Annotated in this window: 11 protein-coding genes; 8 read left to right on the plus strand and 3 right to left on the minus strand. The window is 60.1% G+C overall.

Features of this window, described 5'->3' with window-relative positions; genetic code table 11:
- Nucleotides 1–83: 83 nt before the first annotated feature.
- The 8 genes from AAF358_04460 (at nt 84) to AAF358_04495 (ending at nt 7,952) form a co-directional block, all read left to right on the plus strand.
- Nucleotides 84–764 carry a paraquat-inducible protein A gene (locus AAF358_04460; GenBank protein ID MEM7704780.1) on the plus strand — a complete coding sequence of 227 codons (681 nt, stop codon included), beginning with the start codon at nt 84–86 and terminating at the stop codon, nt 762–764.
- The gene (locus AAF358_04465; protein ID MEM7704781.1) at nt 761–1,387 is read left to right on the plus strand and encodes a paraquat-inducible protein A; all 627 of its coding nucleotides are present in this window, start codon (nt 761–763) and stop codon (nt 1,385–1,387) included. Before AAF358_04460 ends, AAF358_04465 begins: the two co-directional genes overlap by 4 nt.
- Nucleotides 1,380–3,017, plus strand: coding sequence for an MlaD family protein (locus tag AAF358_04470; GenBank protein ID MEM7704782.1), 1,638 nt, complete (start codon nt 1,380–1,382; stop codon nt 3,015–3,017). The genes AAF358_04465 and AAF358_04470 overlap by 8 nt, the downstream gene beginning before the upstream one ends.
- A complete protein-coding gene (locus AAF358_04475; GenBank protein ID MEM7704783.1) occupies nt 3,014–3,613 on the plus strand; it encodes a PqiC family protein in 600 nt (199 codons plus the stop codon). Before AAF358_04470 ends, AAF358_04475 begins: the two co-directional genes overlap by 4 nt.
- A 316-nt stretch (nt 3,614–3,929) precedes the next feature.
- Entirely contained in the window at nt 3,930–4,658 is a 729-nt protein-coding gene (locus AAF358_04480) for a hypothetical protein (GenBank protein ID MEM7704784.1), read from the plus strand.
- Between the two features lie 165 nt (nt 4,659–4,823).
- On the plus strand, nt 4,824–5,051 hold the full coding sequence (locus AAF358_04485; protein MEM7704785.1) for a hypothetical protein: 228 nt from the start codon (nt 4,824–4,826) through the stop codon (nt 5,049–5,051).
- 32 nt (nt 5,052–5,083) lie between these two features.
- Nucleotides 5,084–6,304: a DUF3592 domain-containing protein gene (locus tag AAF358_04490; protein ID MEM7704786.1), complete on the plus strand. Its 1,221-nt coding sequence runs from the start codon at nt 5,084–5,086 to the stop codon at nt 6,302–6,304.
- Nucleotides 6,305–6,596: 292 nt separating this feature from the next.
- Nucleotides 6,597–7,952 (plus strand): choice-of-anchor Q domain-containing protein, encoded by a 1,356-nt coding sequence (locus tag AAF358_04495; GenBank protein MEM7704787.1) that lies wholly within the window; start codon nt 6,597–6,599, stop codon nt 7,950–7,952.
- Between the two features lie 58 nt (nt 7,953–8,010).
- Here AAF358_04495 and AAF358_04500 read toward each other — a convergent pair whose 3' ends face one another.
- The 3 genes from AAF358_04500 to AAF358_04510 form a co-directional block, all read right to left on the minus strand.
- Nucleotides 8,011–12,834: a putative Ig domain-containing protein gene (locus AAF358_04500; GenBank protein MEM7704788.1), complete on the minus strand. Its 4,824-nt coding sequence runs from the start codon at nt 12,832–12,834 to the stop codon at nt 8,011–8,013.
- Nucleotides 12,831–14,201: a hypothetical protein gene (locus AAF358_04505; protein MEM7704789.1), complete on the minus strand. Its 1,371-nt coding sequence runs from the start codon at nt 14,199–14,201 to the stop codon at nt 12,831–12,833. The genes AAF358_04500 and AAF358_04505 overlap by 4 nt, the downstream gene beginning before the upstream one ends.
- A 249-nt stretch (nt 14,202–14,450) precedes the next feature.
- Complete coding sequence (locus tag AAF358_04510; protein ID MEM7704790.1) at nt 14,451–18,572, minus strand: Ig-like domain-containing protein; 4,122 nt, start codon at nt 18,570–18,572, stop codon at nt 14,451–14,453.
- Nucleotides 18,573–18,854: the final 282 nt, after the last annotated feature.

The following is an 18,854-nucleotide window of genomic DNA, read 5'->3' on the forward strand; positions in this document are numbered from 1 at the left end:
TCGCACGCTAACGCAGGGCGTCAGCCTTGAATCCGACAAGATGGCCGCATTCCGCGCGGGTCTGCCGTTCAAGAGAGAGAAATATGGAACCACCGCTGGCGGCTAACGCCGCATCGAGCTCCCATGAGGATGCCCTCACACGCGCGCAAATCAACCAGCGTTTCGTCGCCTGCGAACACTGCGACACGCTGTGGCTCCTGCCCGAGCTTAAGGAAGGCGACGTTGCTCGCTGCGGCCGCTGCCATTCTGTCTTGCTGACCCGAAAAACCAACAGCATTGACCGCACGTTGGCATCCCTGGTCGGCTCCTTGATCCTCTTGATCTCCGCGGTCTCTTTTCCGTTTCTTTCGATGGAGCGTTCTGGATTGGCCAATCAGATCTCGGTCGTAGACGCGATTAGCGTTCTTTGGATCAACGGCATGGCAAGCATGTCTCTGGCCGCCGGTATGCTGATCCTGATTTTGCCCTTTGTGCGCAACGTGCTCCTAATTGGCGTATTTGCGCAGCTTCGCAGCGGGCGCCCGCTTAAAACGGGCTGGGCTGTTGGATTTCGCCTGGCTCAGCAGATCGAACCCTGGGCGATGGTGGAGATTTTCATGCTGGGCGTGGTCGTGTCGCTGGTCAAAATTGGTAAGCTCGCGACAATCAGCGTTGGACCGGCGTTCTGGGCGCTGGCGGTGCTGCTTCTAATCATGAGCTACAACACTAACGTGCTGTGTCGCGATACGGCCTGGTCCATAATTCGTCGGGAACGGCGCTCTTGAAGACAACGGCGCTGCAGCGGGGCTGGGCGGTCTGTCGGGTCTGCCGCGAAATTACGGACCAACCCGGCAGCACCTGCGCCGTCTGCGGCGCGCAGGTAAACAGCCGTATGCCCGACAGTCTACAACGCGTCTGGGCCTATTTGCTGGCCGGCGTGATTGCATACCTCCCCGGAAACCTACTGCCGATTATGCGCACCGAATCGCTGGGGACCGGCTCCGACTCGACCATCATCGGTGGCGTGATTGCGCTTGTGCACCACGGCAGCTACGTGGTTGCAGCGGTGGTGTTTGGCGCCAGCATTCTGGTTCCGGTGTCAAAATTCATCGTGATCGCATCGCTGGCTCACTCCATTCAGCGCGGTTCCATCAAGGACGACCACCGCCGGCATCTGGCCCATAAGGCGATCGAGCTTGTGGGCCGCTGGTCGATGATCGACGTGTTTGTCGTGGCCGCACTCGCCGCCCTGATTCAGCTGGGATCAGTTATGACCATCAAACCCGGCGCCGGAGTCGTGGCATTTGCTTTGTCTGTCGGGCTCACCATGCTGTCCGCCATGGCCCTGGATCCACGTCTGATCTGGGACTCTTCAAACGAATACAATCAGGAACGTACGCATGAATGAGCCCATCAAGGCACCGGAGATCAGCAAAGCTGGCGCTTCGCGCTGGTCCGTGGTCTGGTTGGTACCAGTACTAGCTGCGGTGCTCGCGCTTGCCGTCGCATGGCAGTCGCACAGCGAGAAAGGCCCGCTGGTCGAAATCCACCTAACTAATAGCGCCGGACTGCAGGCTCAAAAGACTGAGATTAAACACCTAGGCGTTGTGGTCGGTATTGTTGAGAGAGTTGAGTTGGCCGAGGACCTGGCATCGGTGCTGGTGTATGCGCGTATGGACCGAAGCGTTGAGCGTTTTCTTGGCGAGACGACACGATTCTGGGTGGTTCGCGCCCGGTTTGATGGAGGCAGCGTGTCTGGCCTGAGCACCATCCTTTCCGGCGCCTATATCGAAGTGGATTGGACCGCCAGACCTGAAAACAAGCAGCTGAAATTTATTGGGCTCAGCGACCCACCCCAGACTGAGCCAGGAACCCCAGGGCTGCACGTCAGGTTGACGACGCCTTATGCGGGTTCAATCCACGTCGGCGCGCCGATCTACTACCGTCAGCTTCGCGTTGGACAGATCGAAAAACGGGAGCTGCGAGAGGATGGCCGATTGATCACCTTTGATGGTTTTGTCGAAGCCCCCTTCGACCGCTACATCAATCAGAACACACGTTTCTGGAACGTCTCCGGCGTGGATATTCTCGCCGACGCAGATGGATTTAATGTCCAATTGGAATCCGTCGACGCATTGCTTTCGGGCGGCGTGGCGTTTGAGTCGATCGGCGGAGACATGGCGTCTCGCATTGAGGCGGACGGAGAGACCTTCCCCATTTTCCGTCATCGGCGAGACGCCAACGAGAGCCTTTATTTCGACCCGGTGCACGCCGAACAGCACCGGTTTATTGCGGTGCTGAATGAATCGGTAGACGGCCTGCGGCCCGGGGCGCCCGTCATGTACGACGGGATCAAGCTGGGCAATGTTATCGACGTGATATATGAGCCGACGTTGGGCCCCGATTCGCCGGACCGAATCTACGCCATATTTCAGCTCCAGCCAACGAGGGTTGGCTTTGAGGACTTGTCACTGGAGGAATTGCAGACCGGTATCAATTTCTGGGTCGAATCCGGCATTCGGGTGCAGCTGGCGTCAGCCAACCTGCTAACGGGGGCCAAACGCCTGGACATGGTCCTCAAACCAGACCTACCTAAGGTGGGGATTGACCTCGAGGCCAGGCCCTACCCGCAGTTTCCGTCCATTGCCTCCAGCAGCCGGGCTCTAACCAACAACGTCCAGACGCTAGTGCGAAACTTAAGCGAGCTGCCGCTCGATGAGATGATCCAATCGGCGACCAAGCTTCTTACCGATGTTGATGCTCTGGTTGCAGGTGACGACGCGCGCCGGCTGCCGGCGGAGCTCTCTGCGGTACTCAACGCCTTGTCCTCCGCAGCTGGCAACCTTGACGCCGCAAGCGTCGATCTCCCGGCGCTGGTTAGCAGCCTGAACGCCCTGTCGGGTCAGGCGGATGAGACGCTCGGCGGGCTGGCGCCCAGCTCGCCGTTCTACGTAGAGCTGGAGCTGACGCTAAGCGAACTAAGTTCAGCAGCGAGAAAGGTGGCCGAACTAGCGCAGCAACTGGAGGAACGTCTGTGAACTATTCCAAGAACCTGGCCGCCAAATGGCTTGTTGTGTTTCTCTCATTAGGGCTTGGCGCCTGCGGGGCGCCAAATCGATTTCTGCTCGACCTGCCCGCCGCCGGCTCCATCACCGCTGGCCAGCCCGAATACAACCGAATTGGCTTACAGATGGTATCGCTCCCGGAGTACGCGAACAGCGAGAAGATTGCCAGCCTGCTCGCCGGCGCCGTCATTGTGCAGGACGAGAACAATCGCTGGGCTGAGTCGCCGGCAGACGCGGTCGCTCGACACCTGGCCGCAGGCATCTCCCGACGCCTGTCCGCGGTTGTCCTCGTTGAGCCCTTTCCGCGAGGATTTAACCCAGGCCTGCAAGTTGAGGTGCGATTTGATCGGTTTATCCGGCATGTACCAAGGGGTAACGCGGAGCTTGGCGGCCAGTTTGTGCTCAGCTCGGGCGACGGACGGACGGTGCGACATATTGAGCGCTTTTCAATCGTCAATCCTCTGCCGACTGATGACTACGCGGGCTATATCTCTGGCCTGGATGATGGCCTGTCAGAAATCGCCGCCGCCGTCAGTCGCGCCGCACTGACTTTGGGTGAGACGCCATAAGCGACCAGCGCAGGATGTCCAGGTGCCTGCGCTGATTGTTCACGACGACCAGCGCCTGTCTCAGCGCCATGGCAAGACTCGCCCGAGATGCAAGAGTGGAGACGTCAAGGTCAAGCCTCGCATTGCAACACTAGTTGGCCTGACTACAAAGAATGCGGCGATGCAATACCTGCCCTGGGTTTTGCTTCGCTGTGACCATTCTGCCCCGATGCTCTTAGAAATCGTACCAGTAGAGCCTGGCTCCTGTGGCGTGGGTAGCAATCAACCTTTGTGTTTTGATTAGACTAAGCACATTGGGTTGTCCGCTAGAGTTGTCGTGAACCAGAAGCCTTCGAAAGTAGATGCTGCGCTCTTCAAGAAGAATTTCGTCAGCGCGTTGCAGGTTACGCAACAGACAGACCAAGGCAACGCGTTAATCCGATTGATCACGCTCGTCCTGGCCTTCGGCCTTATGGCACGGGCTATCGTGGTGCACGAGGTTTCCGCTGCGTTTCTGTTGGTACCTCTTGCCGCAGAAATTCTGCTGTCCTTGTGGACTGCCATCATCCTGAGTCGGACTCTCGTCGATTGCCCCGACTTTGGTTCGGACAATCTCTCGAGCACGATTATTATCACGCTGCTAATTGGCCTTATTAGCTTGGCCGTGGCCTGCTTTCCAGCTGAAGGCGGTTTTGCCCCCGCCCAGGCGCCGGCAGCCTGGGTCGCCGGAGTTCAAGAGCTTTGGCGCACCGGCCTGCTGCTGGCGGTCATCGTCGACGCCGTCGGCCTCTGGCTAGCAAGCATTCGGGACGTACGCCGCTGGCAGCACCAAGGAGGGCAATTTGTCTGGACCGCAGGTTTTGGGTCAGGTATGCGAATTCTCGTTTGCGTTCTGCTACTGATTCCCGCACCTCTAGTCATCGGGATCATGGCAGGACCAGACGGTGAAATGTTCCAAAGCCCGAGCACCCGCGCATGGGTTACGTGGAGCTTTCTCTTGTGTGTCGAACTTGCATTAGTCGCCATTTCCGTAGTTACACAACGGGCAGCGCAGAAGTATCGTTAGTAATTCTTTGATTTAGGAATGAGATCGGGAGACTGGAAAACTACGCATGCCCCGTATTGCCGAAGCGAGTCAGCCCTAAACATGAGCACCCCGGATAAGAAGGTTGAAAAACCAGTGCAACTAGCGAATCGACTAGTCAATGCTGCCATACTGTCGCAAGGCTTAGTGCCTCCGGTTGCGGTGACGCAGAGCGTAACGCTGGACTTCTATACGATCGACGGTGGCGGCGTGATTCGATCGGAGTCGGCCAATCAACGCTGGCAGTTATCCGGCACCATTGGTCACTCGAATAGCACTGAGTCACTGGACCTGCCTGGGGGCGGCTTCACGCTTACGGGGGGCTTCTGGCCAGTTTATGTCGATGAGACCGATTCGCTGTTTCGGGACAGTTAAGAGTGGCACGAAGGAAGCAGTAGACGCCCGCCATGGATGAAGGCAAATCGAATGCGCCAAGCAAAACGGCAACAGGCTGCCTCTCCATCTTTGGCAGCGTCTTCCTGCTCCTGGGAATTCTGACCGGCATCCTGGCTAGCCGCGAACTGCTGCAGGCTTGGCAAGTCCAAAAATGGGTGCCAACGAGCGGCACCCTGCTCGACATCTCCATCGACACTTCCAACTCCCGCGGCAGCGAGCTTTACAAGCTCAGGGGCCGCTATCGCTATCGCTTCGCCGGAGAGGCGTTTGAAAGCGAGCAAATCGACTTTGCCCGGGGCCACGACAACGTCGGCGATTACCACCAGGAACAGTACAAAAAGCTGCAGCCGCTGCTCAATCAGGCGGAGGCCCTCAAAGTATTCGTCAATCCAGATGATCCCGACGAGGCCGTCGTTGTACGGGCGCTGCGCTGGGGGGCGATCGTATTGCTGGGTTCCGTTTGCATCGTCTTTGGCGGCACCGGCATTTTTTTCGTTGGAACCGCATCAATTAGCATTCGTCGGGACCGGCAAACGCGAAAGCTCGCTGCACTATATCCTGGAGAGCCCTGGCGCTGGGAACCAGACTGGGAGCGCGGGGAACTTCCGAGCGGCCGCAATCCCCTGCTGTGGGTTTCGGTGGGTTTTGCCGTGCTTTGGAACGCGGCCACCAGCTTTGTCTGGGTGATGCTACCCGCAGAGCTTGCGGCCGGAAACCGGGGCGCCCTGGTAGCGCTGGTTTTCCCTGTCGGGGGGGCGGCGCTGGCGGTCTGGGCCATCCTGGAGGTGTTGCGCTGGCGGCGCTATGGCGGAACCGCATTCGTGATGAGGGACCTTCCGGCGCGCCTGGGTGAACGGCTCTTAGGGCAAGTGAAGATCAGCAGCGCATTTCCCACTGAAGAGGTGACGCTGCGATTGAGCTGCTTGAAGATTCGTATTGTCGGGCGCAAAGAAAAAAAGACCCGAATTGATGTTATCTGGGAGAAGGAGCTCGTTGTGTTGCTGCAGCCGGGTCCGGCCGGGTTCCGCTTGGCGCCAGTGGATTTTCTACTGCCCGCAGACCAACCCCCGCGCGACGTGACCGACCCCGCGCGACGCGTTGAATGGTGCCTGGAGGCGGAAGCAAACGTCGCGGGCCCTAATCTCAAAGCGAGCTTCGACCTGCCGGTGTTTCCCAACGACGCGCTTGACCCAGCGCAAGGCCTGGACCCGCTAGACGCAACTGAGCGTTAGACGGACGCCAAAGCCGTCCTATTGCAAGCCCCCGTCGATGTCGGCAGCTACGCCGCCGTCGGTCTAAATAATTGCCAGGTCGCAAGATCCTAACCAAGTTCTTCTGGACTCTGGCGAGTGTGTGCGCTTTCCGATACAGCATCGTTTTAATAGGCAGTATGTAGTTTGGATCAGTAGCGTGAGAGAAAGCCCAAACAAAGCGAGCAAGACGAGGACACGACTCATTTCTCATTGGACCCGGGTTTGCATAGCAACAGCCCTCGCTCTGGCCTGCATATCAGCAGCGGCGCAGGTGATTCTGCCAACCCACTTCCTGGTTGTGGTCGGCACCAACTCCGACGCGAACCTAGCGTCAGGCTGCTCGCTTCGTCAGGCGGTAGAAAGCCACAATTCTGGTGCCGATGTCGGCGACTGCGAGCGCTTGCTGCGCGTGGGTTCGAGCACCAACCGTATTCGGTTTGACGCGTCGGTGGTGCCCGGTCAGATATTCCTTATCGATCAGCTCGACATTACGACCAACATGATTATCGAGGGGCCGGGCGCGGATAACTTTGAAATCTCTGGCTCGTCCTCCAGCCGGATCTTTAACATCACGTCAGCCGCCGAAGTGGTCCTCCAGGGATTGACTTTGACGGGCGGGAGGACCGATCTGGACGGCGGCGCCATCTTCACCGACGGCGCGCTGACGGTCGTAGACAGTCGCATTCTGAATTCGACCGCCGACGGCAATAACAGCTCCGGCGGCGCAATCGCCACCGATGGCCCCGGACTGCTGACGATTCAGTCCACGGAGCTCAGCGGCCACTCAGCGAGCTGGCTCGGTGGTGCAATCTACGCCCGAGGGCCTTTCCTTATCCAAAACAGCAACCTCAGCGATAATGAGGCCGACTTCGGCGGTGCGCTCCTGGCGGTGGGCGACGGCTCGCTGGAAGATACGGTGGTCGCCGACAATACGACCCGCTCCGGCGCGAGCGTGCAGACCGAATCTGCGGACGTTTCCATAGTGAGGAGCACCCTGCTGAACAGCCGGACGCAGCGGGAGCGCCTAATTCAGATCGGCTTCACCGGTTTTGTTGACAGCAGCATCGTTCAGATCATCGGCTCGCTGGTTCACGACGCCTCAGAGGGGCCAGGCGGCTTTGCGATCGACGGCGGGGTGGAATTCGGCGACGCGGAGCTGATCATCCGAAACTCCACCATCACCGGAAGCCGGGGCATTCAGGTACGCACCAAACTCGAGCTGCTCAACAGCACGGTTTCGGTTACCCAGGGCATCGGAGTTCGTTTCGGCTCAAGCGAGGCCGAAGGACGCATCGCCAACTCGATTGTTGTGAGCGAATTGGAGGGTGACTGCATTGAGTCAAACGCCACCATCGTTGAAAACAGCCACAACATCTATACCGACGGCGACTGCACCAGCAATCAGGACAGTTTGCTGTTTACCGACCCCTTGCTAGGCCCACTCCAGGACAACGGCGGGCCAACGCTGACCCGCATGCCCTTGCCGACCAGCCCGGCAATCGACGCCGGGAGCGCCTTTTGCCAAGCCCTCGATCAGCGCTACTTCAACCGAACGGACGGCCTTTGCGACATCGGCGCGGTGGAGGTTGGCGCAACCGATGAGCTGTTTTCAGATGGCTTTGAATAGGCGGCAAGCGGCCTCGTCGGCCATGGCTACTTTGCCCTAGCCTGCCACCAATCGCATATCACTCCCTGGTTGGGAAGAAATTGGCGACGGTCACCGCAAAGCCGCCTCCAGCCAGGTTATGCACCACGATGCCTACGGACGCCGGCAGCGCCAGCCCCGAATCAATCTTGTACACCGACTTGAAGCCATCGGGATAAACCAGCTGACGACAGTCCGGCAGATTATCCAGGATGCAGCCACGCAGGACCGATGACGGGCTGCTGACCGCGTTGTCGATCGCGCTTTGGACGGTATTGGCCATATCGATCTGCTTCTTGATGGCGTCCTTGATTGAGTTCAGATCCTTCAGGTCTTTGGCCTGTGGGAGATCCTGGGTCACGATCGCCAGTACGGCATCAATCAATTCAGGGCCGAAAAAGATTACCGAGTTGCCCTCCGGCAGCAGCGTGTCGAAGCCAGTTCCCTCAATCACGGAGTTTTCGATTTCAAACACATGCAGCGCCAAGCTGCCGCCCGTGATGATGCCGGCGATGGCGCCCTGGTTAGCGTACGGCCCCAGCAGATCGGCCCCGACAATCGTGGCAATCGATTTAGCCACCTGGCCCAGGTACGGCACGTAGATATCCGAAATGATCTTGGAGCGAAGCTGGGTGGCGGACATGATGCCGATCAGGCTGAACTTCTGCGCCGCCGGGCCCTCCTTTGAGGCGATCAGACCCTGGTCGCGTAGGGCCTGACGTACCGCACGGATATCAGCGACAAGCACACGCGGCGCCCGCGTGCCCAGCAGCGCGATCAGCACCTCTGAGGCGTCGAGCACGCCGTACACGCTCGGATCCAGTGAGCTGACCACCGAAGCCACGTCGGCCAGGTCCTGGTTGAGCGCGTTAATCACGGCATCTGGCGCGGTCCCTTCCGTAATCACCTGCTCTGTCTGCTCAAGGGAAACAAACAGATCGAGCGCGGCCCCAACGTACGCTGCATCGTCGGGCGCCGGCGGGAAGCCGTTCATGGCCGCAGTCTCCGCGCTAGGCGGAACACCGCCGACCGGGGCAATCGGGCTCAATACGCTCAGCAGCGCAACATCGATCTCGTCGAGCAGATCGCCTAAATCGCTATCGATGGAGACAATGGTGGCGCTGTCGTTGGCATTGACGGCCGTGATCAGATCGCCGATCAAGACCTCAAAAGACCTGAGCTGCGTAGCAAACAGGTTGAACACATCAGCACCGTCACCGTCGCTGATGGGCTGAGCGATCACACCCACAGTGGAAATCGTCTCGGGACCGTTGCCGGTGAAGCTTGCGGTCACCTCAAACGAACCCTGGCTGTCAATGGCGGTGGTAATGGTGGTCGCGTTCAGCGTCGGCAGCGTCCCGTCGACATCGTCGGGCGTAACATCGAGCGACAGCGAGACGGCCGGCTGCGGATCAAGCGGGGTGCCATCCAAATCACGAACCACAACCGATACCTCGGCGGTACTACCTGCGGCGATCACCCGAGGCGTGATATCGATCGAGGCTCTCGGGCCGCCGGACACGGTGATGTCCACGGGGCTCCCCGGGGCCGCAAATGCGCGGGGCGCCGGATCCTGGATCAGCACCGTATTGGCGGGCTGCAGGCTGTCGTTCACGAATTCTACGGTGCCGACGCTTAAGCCCCCGCCAACGATATCGGCGGTCGCTGAGTCCAAGGTCAGGGCAACCACATCCGGGACTCGCAGCGGGACAGGCCCCAGCGATACGTCAACCACCACACCGTCACCGGCGGCAGCGGACACGCCCGCAGCAGGTTGCTGCGCAACCACCAGGCCAGCAGCCACGGTTTCACTGAACGCCTCGCGGATCGATTCGACGGCAAGGCCTGCTGACTCGATCGCGTCGACCGCCTGTGCCTGAGTCAGCCCATTGATATCGGGCACCGACACAGGAGCCTCAACCTCAATAACGTAGTTCTGAAAACCTGCGGCACCGACGCTGTCGGTGACCTGCAGCACGACTGGATTTGAGCCGAGGTCGCCTGCGGTCGGCGTCCAGGTCACCGTGCCCAGCGCGTCTACGGCCATACCGGCCGGCCCTTCAGCAATAGACCAGGTAAGCGATTCACCGACGTCCGCGTCAACAGCGAGAGCACGGTAGACGTACTCAAAGCCCGGCGAGGCCGCTAGCCGGGGCGAGGACAGGATCCGAGGCGCGGTGTTGGGCGGCAGGATCGTGATATCGACCGTGGCCACGTTGGAGATCAGCTCACCGTCACTGGCCCGATAGCTGAACTGATCGGAATCTTCGATGCGATCTTCGGGCAGCCGTTCGTTCACCATCGCGACGTTCAGGCCAGGCAGAAGCCAGTGCGGTCGCAACTTGGCCGGCACCGTCAAATCATCGTTGACGTTGGTGACGTAATAGCGAGCCTGGTTCCAGACTCCGCGTGCCGGCGCCCAGTCATCACTGGTGCTCTCCCAGACCTGCAGGTTAGGAGTAGGGCTAAACGTAAAACCGATGGGCAGGATCAGCTCCGCGTGGCCGTCGGCATCAATGTCGGCAAAAACCGGCACCGTATGCTCGGTGGGAAATGTATCGTTCGTGATCAGGTCGACCACCAGCTTTTCCGACCCGTCGCGGCCGTCCCACACATAAAGATCACTATTTTCGTCGATGTAGATCACTTCGTTGAATCCGTCGCGATCCATGTCGAACACCGTTGCACCCGACCGGCCAGTTTGTAACGTGTTTGACCAGAGCATCGTGCCGTCTTGCCCGTTGATCACGTCGAACCGGTCTGCGAGTACGCCGCCCGCGGCCAGCACTTCAGCCTGACCATCATTATTGACGTCGGCGATGGTGATCGGCGACCAGAGGGACGAGTTGCCACCCGGGAATTCATAATCCCATAGCGTCGATCCGTCGTGGTTCAGCGCCAGCACAACGTTGGTTTCGCGAAAGCCTCCGAGACGGCGGACCAGCTCCGGGTAGGGGTCGTCGTCGAGATTGGCAACCTGCGGATGGGCGAATGGCCCGAGGCTGTCTTCGACATCGTCTCGAGTCCAAATCACCTCACCCTTGTTGGTGAAGGCGGCATTCGAAACCACAACCTCGGGGACCTCATCCAGATCCAAATCAACCACGCTGACCCGGGTCCCTCTGGTGCTCTCTCTAACACCCGGCGCAAAGGCATAGTCAACTTTTCGGCCGTTCGCATCCCAAACCTGGTAGGACGTGAAATCGTTATTGGGGGCAACGATGATTTCCGGCAGGCCGTCGCCATCCAGATCGGCCACGCTGATCGCAGAATCAGAGAGATCGCCATTGGCGTCGTTGCGAATATCGTCGCGCGTTGGGTCGTACCCCCGTTTCGGCAGCGATTCGCTAATCCACTTCAGCCCGCCATCGTGTTCGAGCGCGTAAAGACGAAGCAGCCGGGTTGGCGAAATGTCCGGATCCCCGCCAACCAGGAGAATCTCGGGCTTTCCATCAAGATCGATATCCGCGAGGGCCCCCTCCCATTGGCTGGAAGCTCCAAGGTCTCGATTGCCGAATACGCGGACCCACTCTTGCGCGCCGGTGTCCCCGTCGTAAGCATCAATTCGTACCGAAGATATGCCGCCAGAGTCAAGAATAATGATTTCGGAAGCCGGGTCATCGTCCAGCTGTCCGATCAGCGGCTGCCAGCCTCCCGAGGACCCGCCATTGGTGCTGATGTTTTCCCACTTAAGCTGCATGCCGATGGTGCCAGCCGGGTTATCCGGGGTGTACTCAAAGCTGCCGTCGTTGCCCAGCGACAGATCCCCCCTTGACGCTCCTGTTTCAAGCAAGCTGCTCAGAAGGTCGCCGTTCGGATCCGTGTCGTTAGCGAGAACGCCCGATGCCGGGACGGTCAGCGTATCCCCACGTTCAACCCGGAAGCCGGAGTCATCCACTGCAACGGGCGCACGATTCAGGTCGACGAGAATTTCGAACGACTGAGTGTCGCTGGCGCCCAGCGAGTCCCGGGCAGCGATGGTCACGTCATGTGGCCCCAGCTGCTGAAAGGTTGGCATCCAGCGGACTGCGCCGCTGTCCGGATCGATGGTCATGCCGGTGGGCCGCATAGACAGTGCGTAGGTCACGTCATCACCATCCGGATCGACGGCGTTTGCGTCGATTTCCACCGGAACATTTGGGGCGCCTCCGCGGTCCTGAACGACCTCCAGCACCGGGGGCGCATTCTGCGCCACCACCTGAAGCTGGAATGCCTCTTCATCCGCAGCTCCGCCAGGATCGGATACTCTGACGCGTACCGGAACGGCCCCGATATCACCCGGCATGGGCATCCAGCTCACCTCGCCGCTGGCGGGATCGATATCCATACCGACGGGCGCGCTGATCAGCTCGAAAGACAGGACGTCGCCCGGATCGGGATCTGTGGCGGTCACCGTCACACTGAACGGCTGATCGACGAGGGCCACCTGGTCCGAGATAGAATCGATCAGCGGGGAACCTGACGTGCCAATCCCCTGCGCGGCGAAGCACCGCGAATTGCTGATGCCCGCACCCGTTGTCACCTGGACCGAAACAAGCGTGGTACCTACCTGGGCGGACGAGGGTGTCCACGCCACCTCGCCGGTGCTTGCATCGATCGTCATGCCGTCGGGCGCTTCGACGAGCGCAAAGGTATTGCCGGTCTGCTCAGACGGGATTGCCGTATCGATATCGAATTCGATCCGCTCGCCGATTGGCGTCACTTGATCGGGAATAGCCGCGATCTGGGGTAGCGACAGCGCCGTGTCATTTTCGAAGCCGTCGCTCAGAATCTCTCCACAGTCGATGGCGTGGGCCTGATGGCAGCACAGAGCCGCAATGACGACGTGCAGGAAACGGCGGGGGCGTTGGGTGACCTTACTCATCGCGCTGCTCCCGTGTTCTGATTTTTTGTCACCTGGAATAGCGGGTTCGGCGCTCGGAAGATGTCCCGCGCCTGGTTGCTGTCACCCGAAACGAGGTTGGTGGCGTCCGATTCGAAGACAATCCAGCGCCCGTCGCCGGAAATCGCCGGCTCAAAGCTATTTCCGTTCGATTCCCCGGCTGTGCCCGCAGAGATGCGCTCCGTCAGACTCCGGGTCAGGTCGTGCACAAAGATGTCGTAGCGGCCGTTGGTGTCGCCCGAAACGAGGTTCGAAGCTGCCGATCGATAGGTGACGTATCGACCATCGTCGGAAATCGAGCCTTCAAAGCTGTGGTTGTTGCCCTCAAGACCCGCGCTGGAAACGCTGACGCGTTGCGTCACCTGGGCAATGCGGTCGCGCACAAAGATATCCCAGCTCTCGTTGCTGTCTCCGGTCACCAGGTCGCTGGCCAATGAACGAAATACGATGAACTGACCGTTGCCTGAAACCATCGGGTTATAGCTGTCAGCATCACCGGGACCCCCGCCCGTGCTGACGCTGACCAGTTCAAGGGTCCCCGTATTGCGGTCCTTAAGAAAGACGTCTTCATGGCCGTTCAGGTCGTTAGGTACCAGCTCGTTGGAATAGGAGAAAAAAGTGACGTAGCGGCCGTCGTCGGACATCGAACCCGAGAGGCTGTCGCCATTGACGCTATTGCCACTGGAGTCGCGGCTGACACGGTCGAGAGGCTCAATCGGGTCGGCCGTTAGATCAAAAACGAAGACGTCGTCAGCGCTATTGCTGTCGTCATTCGGCGGGCGCGCGTCGACGTCGAACAGATTTTGAAGTGTCTGGAAGGTATGGAAGAGGAGGAATTCCCCGTTTCCGGAAATCTGGGGCTCATTTCGAGCACGCTGGGGACTTGCCGGATTGCCACTCTGCAGCCGTGGAAGAGGCTGCAGGACGCTGTCGTCACTGCGGTCAAAGATTGTGGGCCAGGCTGTGTTCGTCACAGGGCGGCCTTCGAAGACGATCAGCTGGCCGTCATCCGAAATTGAGGGATGTGACGAGAAACGCGGGCTCTGACTGCCGTCGGTTAACACGCTGACTCGTTCCACCGTATCGGCGTTCAGGTCGTGGACGAAGATATCGGACCATCCGTTGGTGTCGCCTACGATTAGATTTTCCGCGTTGGACCGAAAGACGATGACCGAGCCATCATCGGATAGCTGAGCGACATAGCTGTCGCTGTCCGCCTGACCGCCGCCGTTGGGCACGCTAACCCGCTCAATCTGGGCCATGCAGACCAGCGGCCACGCTACGCTGGCGGCCATCAGACCGAAGAAAGTTCGAAATTGTCGTCCCTGACGCTGAAACGTTAATCGCATTGATCGTGCCTGTTTTTGGTGGCCTCAGTGTATAGAGGCGAAATCGAGCAAAATCCCGGATCACCCTAGCTTGCCCGTCATCAGGCAGCCTTTGCAACGTGATCGACATCGCCGCGGCCGCTTCCGCGCCTGGAGGCGAATCGGCGGCCAAAAAGCCCGTCGCTCAGCGAAAAAGAGGAGGAATTGAGGCCAACAATGCCGTACTCGACCCTATCCACGCAGAGTTGCTTAGACTTGGAAGCTGCACCGTTACCGCAGCAACGCCTCGAAGCCGTCGCGGAACAGCAGGTCTGGCCCTGCCGGATCGAGTACTCGAAACAGGGTTTCGTCGGTGTCTGGCGCAAGCGAGGCGTTGCCGGCGAACTCGGCAATCAACGCGAGGTCCCCGACCTGTGTAGGAGTGAGCAGACAGCTTCCCAACCCTTGCGTGTCGGTGGTTGCAGCGCAAACCTGGTTGCCGAGGTTGATGGTAATCTCGACCCCACTCACCGGCACTGGCGGTGCTTCGGTAAGGTTCAGCAAAGACGCGCTAAAGGACGTGTCTACACCGGCAAGCGCCGTGAGCTGCGCAACGCTCAGGTTGACGTAACTGGTTTCACGCCCGGGTTCCCAGGATACCGTGACGGGGTTGGAAACTACGTCCAGGCCATCAAGCTGAGTCCTGGCCACCAGCGTGTCGGTACCCGAATTTCGGCCCTGAAGAGTAAACGTCACGCGTCCATCCGGGTCGGTACGCTGCATCTGAAAACCGGTATTCACGCCGTTGATCGCCAGCGTGACAGGCTGCCCACCGGCTACCGACGCGTTACGCAGGATGGCATTGAAGGATGCTGCCTCCCCCTGCTGGACCAGCTCGGGTGCTTCCAGCATCAGGAATGGGTCGGCAAGCGAGGGAAAAAACGGACAGTCGCCGTTAGGATCGGCAATTCGGTAAACGGTGTGCTGAAGCGTGCTGTAGAGGCATCCGTCGGGGCCCACAAGGCCAGGACCAAGCCCCTCGGCGATGGCTTCCTGGCTCATGTCAGCATCCAGCGCCACGATGTTAATTCCATCTTCTTGCAGGATGCCCAGAGACGTGGCCTGACCGTTTTCATCCGCACCAAGAATGGTCAACCAGAAAAACGAGTAGATTCCGTCGACGGTCTCTACCGTGTGCGGCGTTGGCCCGTTGCTGCCAGAGATACGGACCACCGCTGGCTGCGGATCGGTGTATCCCGATACAGCATAGAGCGTTCCGTCCGGGGCAAAGGCCATTCTGCCGTTCGGCGTTCGCGGCAGGGTGGCGTAATTCTCAACGACCGGCGCCGGCCCGGCTGGATCGCGGATGCGGAAGATCGCCGCGTTGGCCGACCCGGCGCCGCTGCAAACGTTGTTGAAAAACAGATCGCCGCTGAGTGGGTCGACAACAAGTCCATGGGGGCAGGTGAGAGGTGCGGCGACCGTTCGCCGAATCGAGCCGTCATCCGGATTGATCTCGAAGATCGCGCCGGTCGTAAAGTCGCCGGTCGTCGCAAGCCGGCGTACATAAACGCGACCGTCCAGTCCCCGCACTTCCGTAGCAAGCGTCGGCCCGAGATTGCTGAGCGACTTAATCGCCGCGCCGCCGCTTGCCGGGAATTCAAACAGTCGGCCGCTGCGTGAATCAGCGATCAGCGCACGCTGCCCGACAAACACCGGCAGGGCTCCCCCGTTGCAGTTGCCTTGATTAATGTTCCCAAAAAACAGCGGACCCACGTCGAAACCGGTGGCAAAGGGCGTGACCTGGTAACCATTGACGCCACTCGGCTCGTCACTCGCGCAGCCGCCTATCCCGTTGCCGAATGTGACTTCGATCGCACCAGGCACGGCACGATCAAAATCCGGAACAATGCTGGCGGTATATCGAACCGTTTCGCTGATGACGCTGGTCGCCCGAAACTCGATCTGTCCCTGGCTGTCGGTGACCGGCGGCTCAGGCCCTGTGATCACCGAGCGCCCTCCCGCTTGGTCGAGGCGTATCTCCTTCCCCGGGGTCGGCCTGTCGAGCGCATCGCGCAGCGTAACGGTAATCACCGTTTCCGACACGCCGTCCGCATTCAGCGTCACCGGGAAAGCGTTGATTCCGGCGCTGACAGCCGGAGGTACCGAATACTCCAGCAGCGGCTGGGCCGTCAGCACGGTGCCACTGGTTTCGTCGGTCAAGGTGAGCGTGTAGGTCGTCGGATCCAGGCTGGTTACGGAGAATACGGCCTGGCCGTTGTCGTCGGTCATCAGCGGCGTCGGCGGCTCGATGACTGCGGTGCCGACGTCCGCGCTCAGCGTGACCGGCCGACCACTCATGGTGTGGCCAGCGGAATCGCGCAGCGTCGCCACCACAATCGCCGCCGTGTCGCCATCCGCCGGCAGGCCCAGAAGGGGTGGCTGACTCATGCCGTTCACCGCGGTGCCAGCGAGGCCTAGCTCCGACCGATCCGGATCAGGCGCACCCAGGGTAATGCTGTTGAGCAGACGATACAGCGAGTCCAGATTGGGTGAACCCAGACCCACGCGGGCAAAGTCTGACCCCAGCTCGGAAGCGTCGTGGAACGCCTGGGTTGCTGCGAGCGGATAAAGCTGAGGATTCAGAAATCCGAGATTACTGCCCTGGCGTTCGTTCAGCAGGGCGGTAAATCCCGCCCAGATGGGCGCGCCGACGCTGGTGCCACCATACAGTTTGCCGGTGGGGCAACCGCCGTCATTTTCCTGGCACAAAAAGTAGCCGGTAGCGGGATCGGCATTAACCGTGACGTCGGGGATGGATCGCTGCAAGGAAGGACTAAGGCCATCCTGGTAGGCGGGGCGGGGAAAAAATGCGCTTTCACCAAAGCCACCCTGTCCGCTGGGAGGTGTGTCAGCCGAACCGTCCCACCAGGTTTCACCGCCGTAGGTAAAACCCGGCCCAAAGCTCAGCGTTGTGCCGCCGACAGCGGTTAGGTGTGGCGAGCTGGATGGCACATGCACGGTGTCGGGTCGACCGTTCAGACAAGTACTGCCCCGGTCCCCGCTGGCGCTGAAAACGCTGATGCCTGCAACCGCCGCGGTTTGCAGGATGGCATCGATACTCGCGACGTCCGCGGCGTAGGTATCGCTCTCGCAGTAGGCAAAGCTGTTGCTGATGATATCCACGCCGTCGTCAATCATCGCGCTGAAGAGCGCCTGGAAGCTCACGCCGGCACCGGAAAAAGGCGCCTCGTAGACCCGGATCGCTGCATCTGGCGCAACGCTCCACACCGCCGCGACGTCGAGCAAAATTTCTGTTTCATCTGCCGTAATCGGCGCTCCGCCGTTGACCGGGACTCGGGTCAGCTGATCCATTCGCTCCTCACCGATCTGCATCAGCGCCAGCCAGTCGGCCACGTCCTGCGGCGTAAAGCCCGTGAAAGAGGTGATTCCAACGGTTTGCCCGGCCCCGGTCGGCCAACCACCCGCGGAAGCAGGATCATTCGGGAAGCCTGCGACGGCCAGTGGCGGGTTGTGCGGAGCAAGGCCGGTCGCCATGTTCGGAAGCGGCGGCGTGGCGTTGCCGCCCCGGCTCACCGCCGCGCCGGCTTTGGGAATTGGCGCACTGGTTGCCAACCCAAACCCGGTGCAGATGGCGGCCAGCGGCGGCCACAGTCCAAACAAGAAGCAGTAGGAGGATGCGCCGCCGGGATCGAGCTGGAGCTGTGCGATGGTGCACGCGAAGCCAACGTACACCGCCAGGATGATGAACCCCGGAATCACGCCAAAGACCACCGCGGCTGCGCTGCAGGCGTTCAGCAGCGGAAGGTGTTCTCGCGTAATACCACGAGGCGTCTGCGGACTGCTAAGGCCAATAATCGCAAGCACGTGGGGCGCCACGTGAGCAGGCAGTGTCGGCTCCCGATCATTGGCGAGCAGACGCTTGCTGCCCCCCTGAAAATGATCGATACGAACGCCGAAGGCACGCTCCACGGCCGCCTGCGTCCCGACGAACGTCAGGAGCTGCCCCGCGAGACCGGTATGGACGTGTTGAAGCTCGTGAGCGCCCAGATAGTTCGCCACCGTCTCCTGCGCATCTTGGTTGGGCCCAAATCGCTCGCTTTGCTCAGTCGGAGAAAGAAAGGGCGGCCGCTTGTCGCGATTGCCCGTGTACAGGGCCTGTAGGTACTTCAAATAACCGGCCTCGTCGCTGCGGCGCAGCACAACGTTAATCTCAAGTTCAGTGCGTGAGTCGGGTGATTCCTGCCAGCGCGCGTTTTTCGGGAGCGGCGTGAGATGACCGGCGAGCGGGCCGGGTGTATCCGGCCCCCATCGGTAGGGCTCGGCAAGGCCCGCTGAGAAGGTGAACGCGGTCACGAGGATCGAAAGGGAAAGGAAGCGAATCAATGGCATGGTTCCGCTCCTGCTGGCGCGAAGCCTTCCCTGATTTCGGCCGCAGCCTGTTAAGTGCCGCCTGGCACCTCCCGCCAATCATGATGCATCGCCAAACGCGGGTTTGTCCAGATAACCGCGATTACCCGGACTAAGCGGTTGTCGGGCTCGACTCGAACTCCTGCCCTCTGCCTCAAGAGCCAGACGTTTCTTGTTAGCTATCAGAAATTCCGCTCACTCCATGGCGGGCTTTTCCCATGTTTTCGATCTTTACTTGCTGAGAGGCCATCGTCGGATCGCGGC

The sequence above is a fragment of the Pseudomonadota bacterium genome (genome assembly GCA_039033415.1).
GTDB lineage: Bacteria > Pseudomonadota > Gammaproteobacteria > Xanthomonadales > SZUA-38 > JANQOZ01.

Bases quoted from the DNA above. Each gene is read 5' to 3' on its own strand.
- AAF358_04460 (MEM7704780.1), top strand. From the start codon at position 84: ATGGAACCACCGCTGGCGGCTAACGCCGCATCGAGCTCCCATGAGGAT.
- AAF358_04470 (MEM7704782.1), top strand. From the start codon at position 1,380: ATGAATGAGCCCATCAAGGCACCGGAGATCAGCAAAGCTGGCGCTTCG.
- AAF358_04490 (MEM7704786.1), top strand. From the start codon at position 5,084: ATGGATGAAGGCAAATCGAATGCGCCAAGCAAAACGGCAACAGGCTGC.
- AAF358_04500 (MEM7704788.1), bottom strand. From the start codon at position 12,834: ATGAGTAAGGTCACCCAACGCCCCCGCCGTTTCCTGCACGTCGTCATT.
- AAF358_04505 (MEM7704789.1), bottom strand. From the start codon at position 14,201: ATGCGATTAACGTTTCAGCGTCAGGGACGACAATTTCGAACTTTCTTC.
- AAF358_04510 (MEM7704790.1), bottom strand. From the start codon at position 18,572: ATGCCATTGATTCGCTTCCTTTCCCTTTCGATCCTCGTGACCGCGTTC.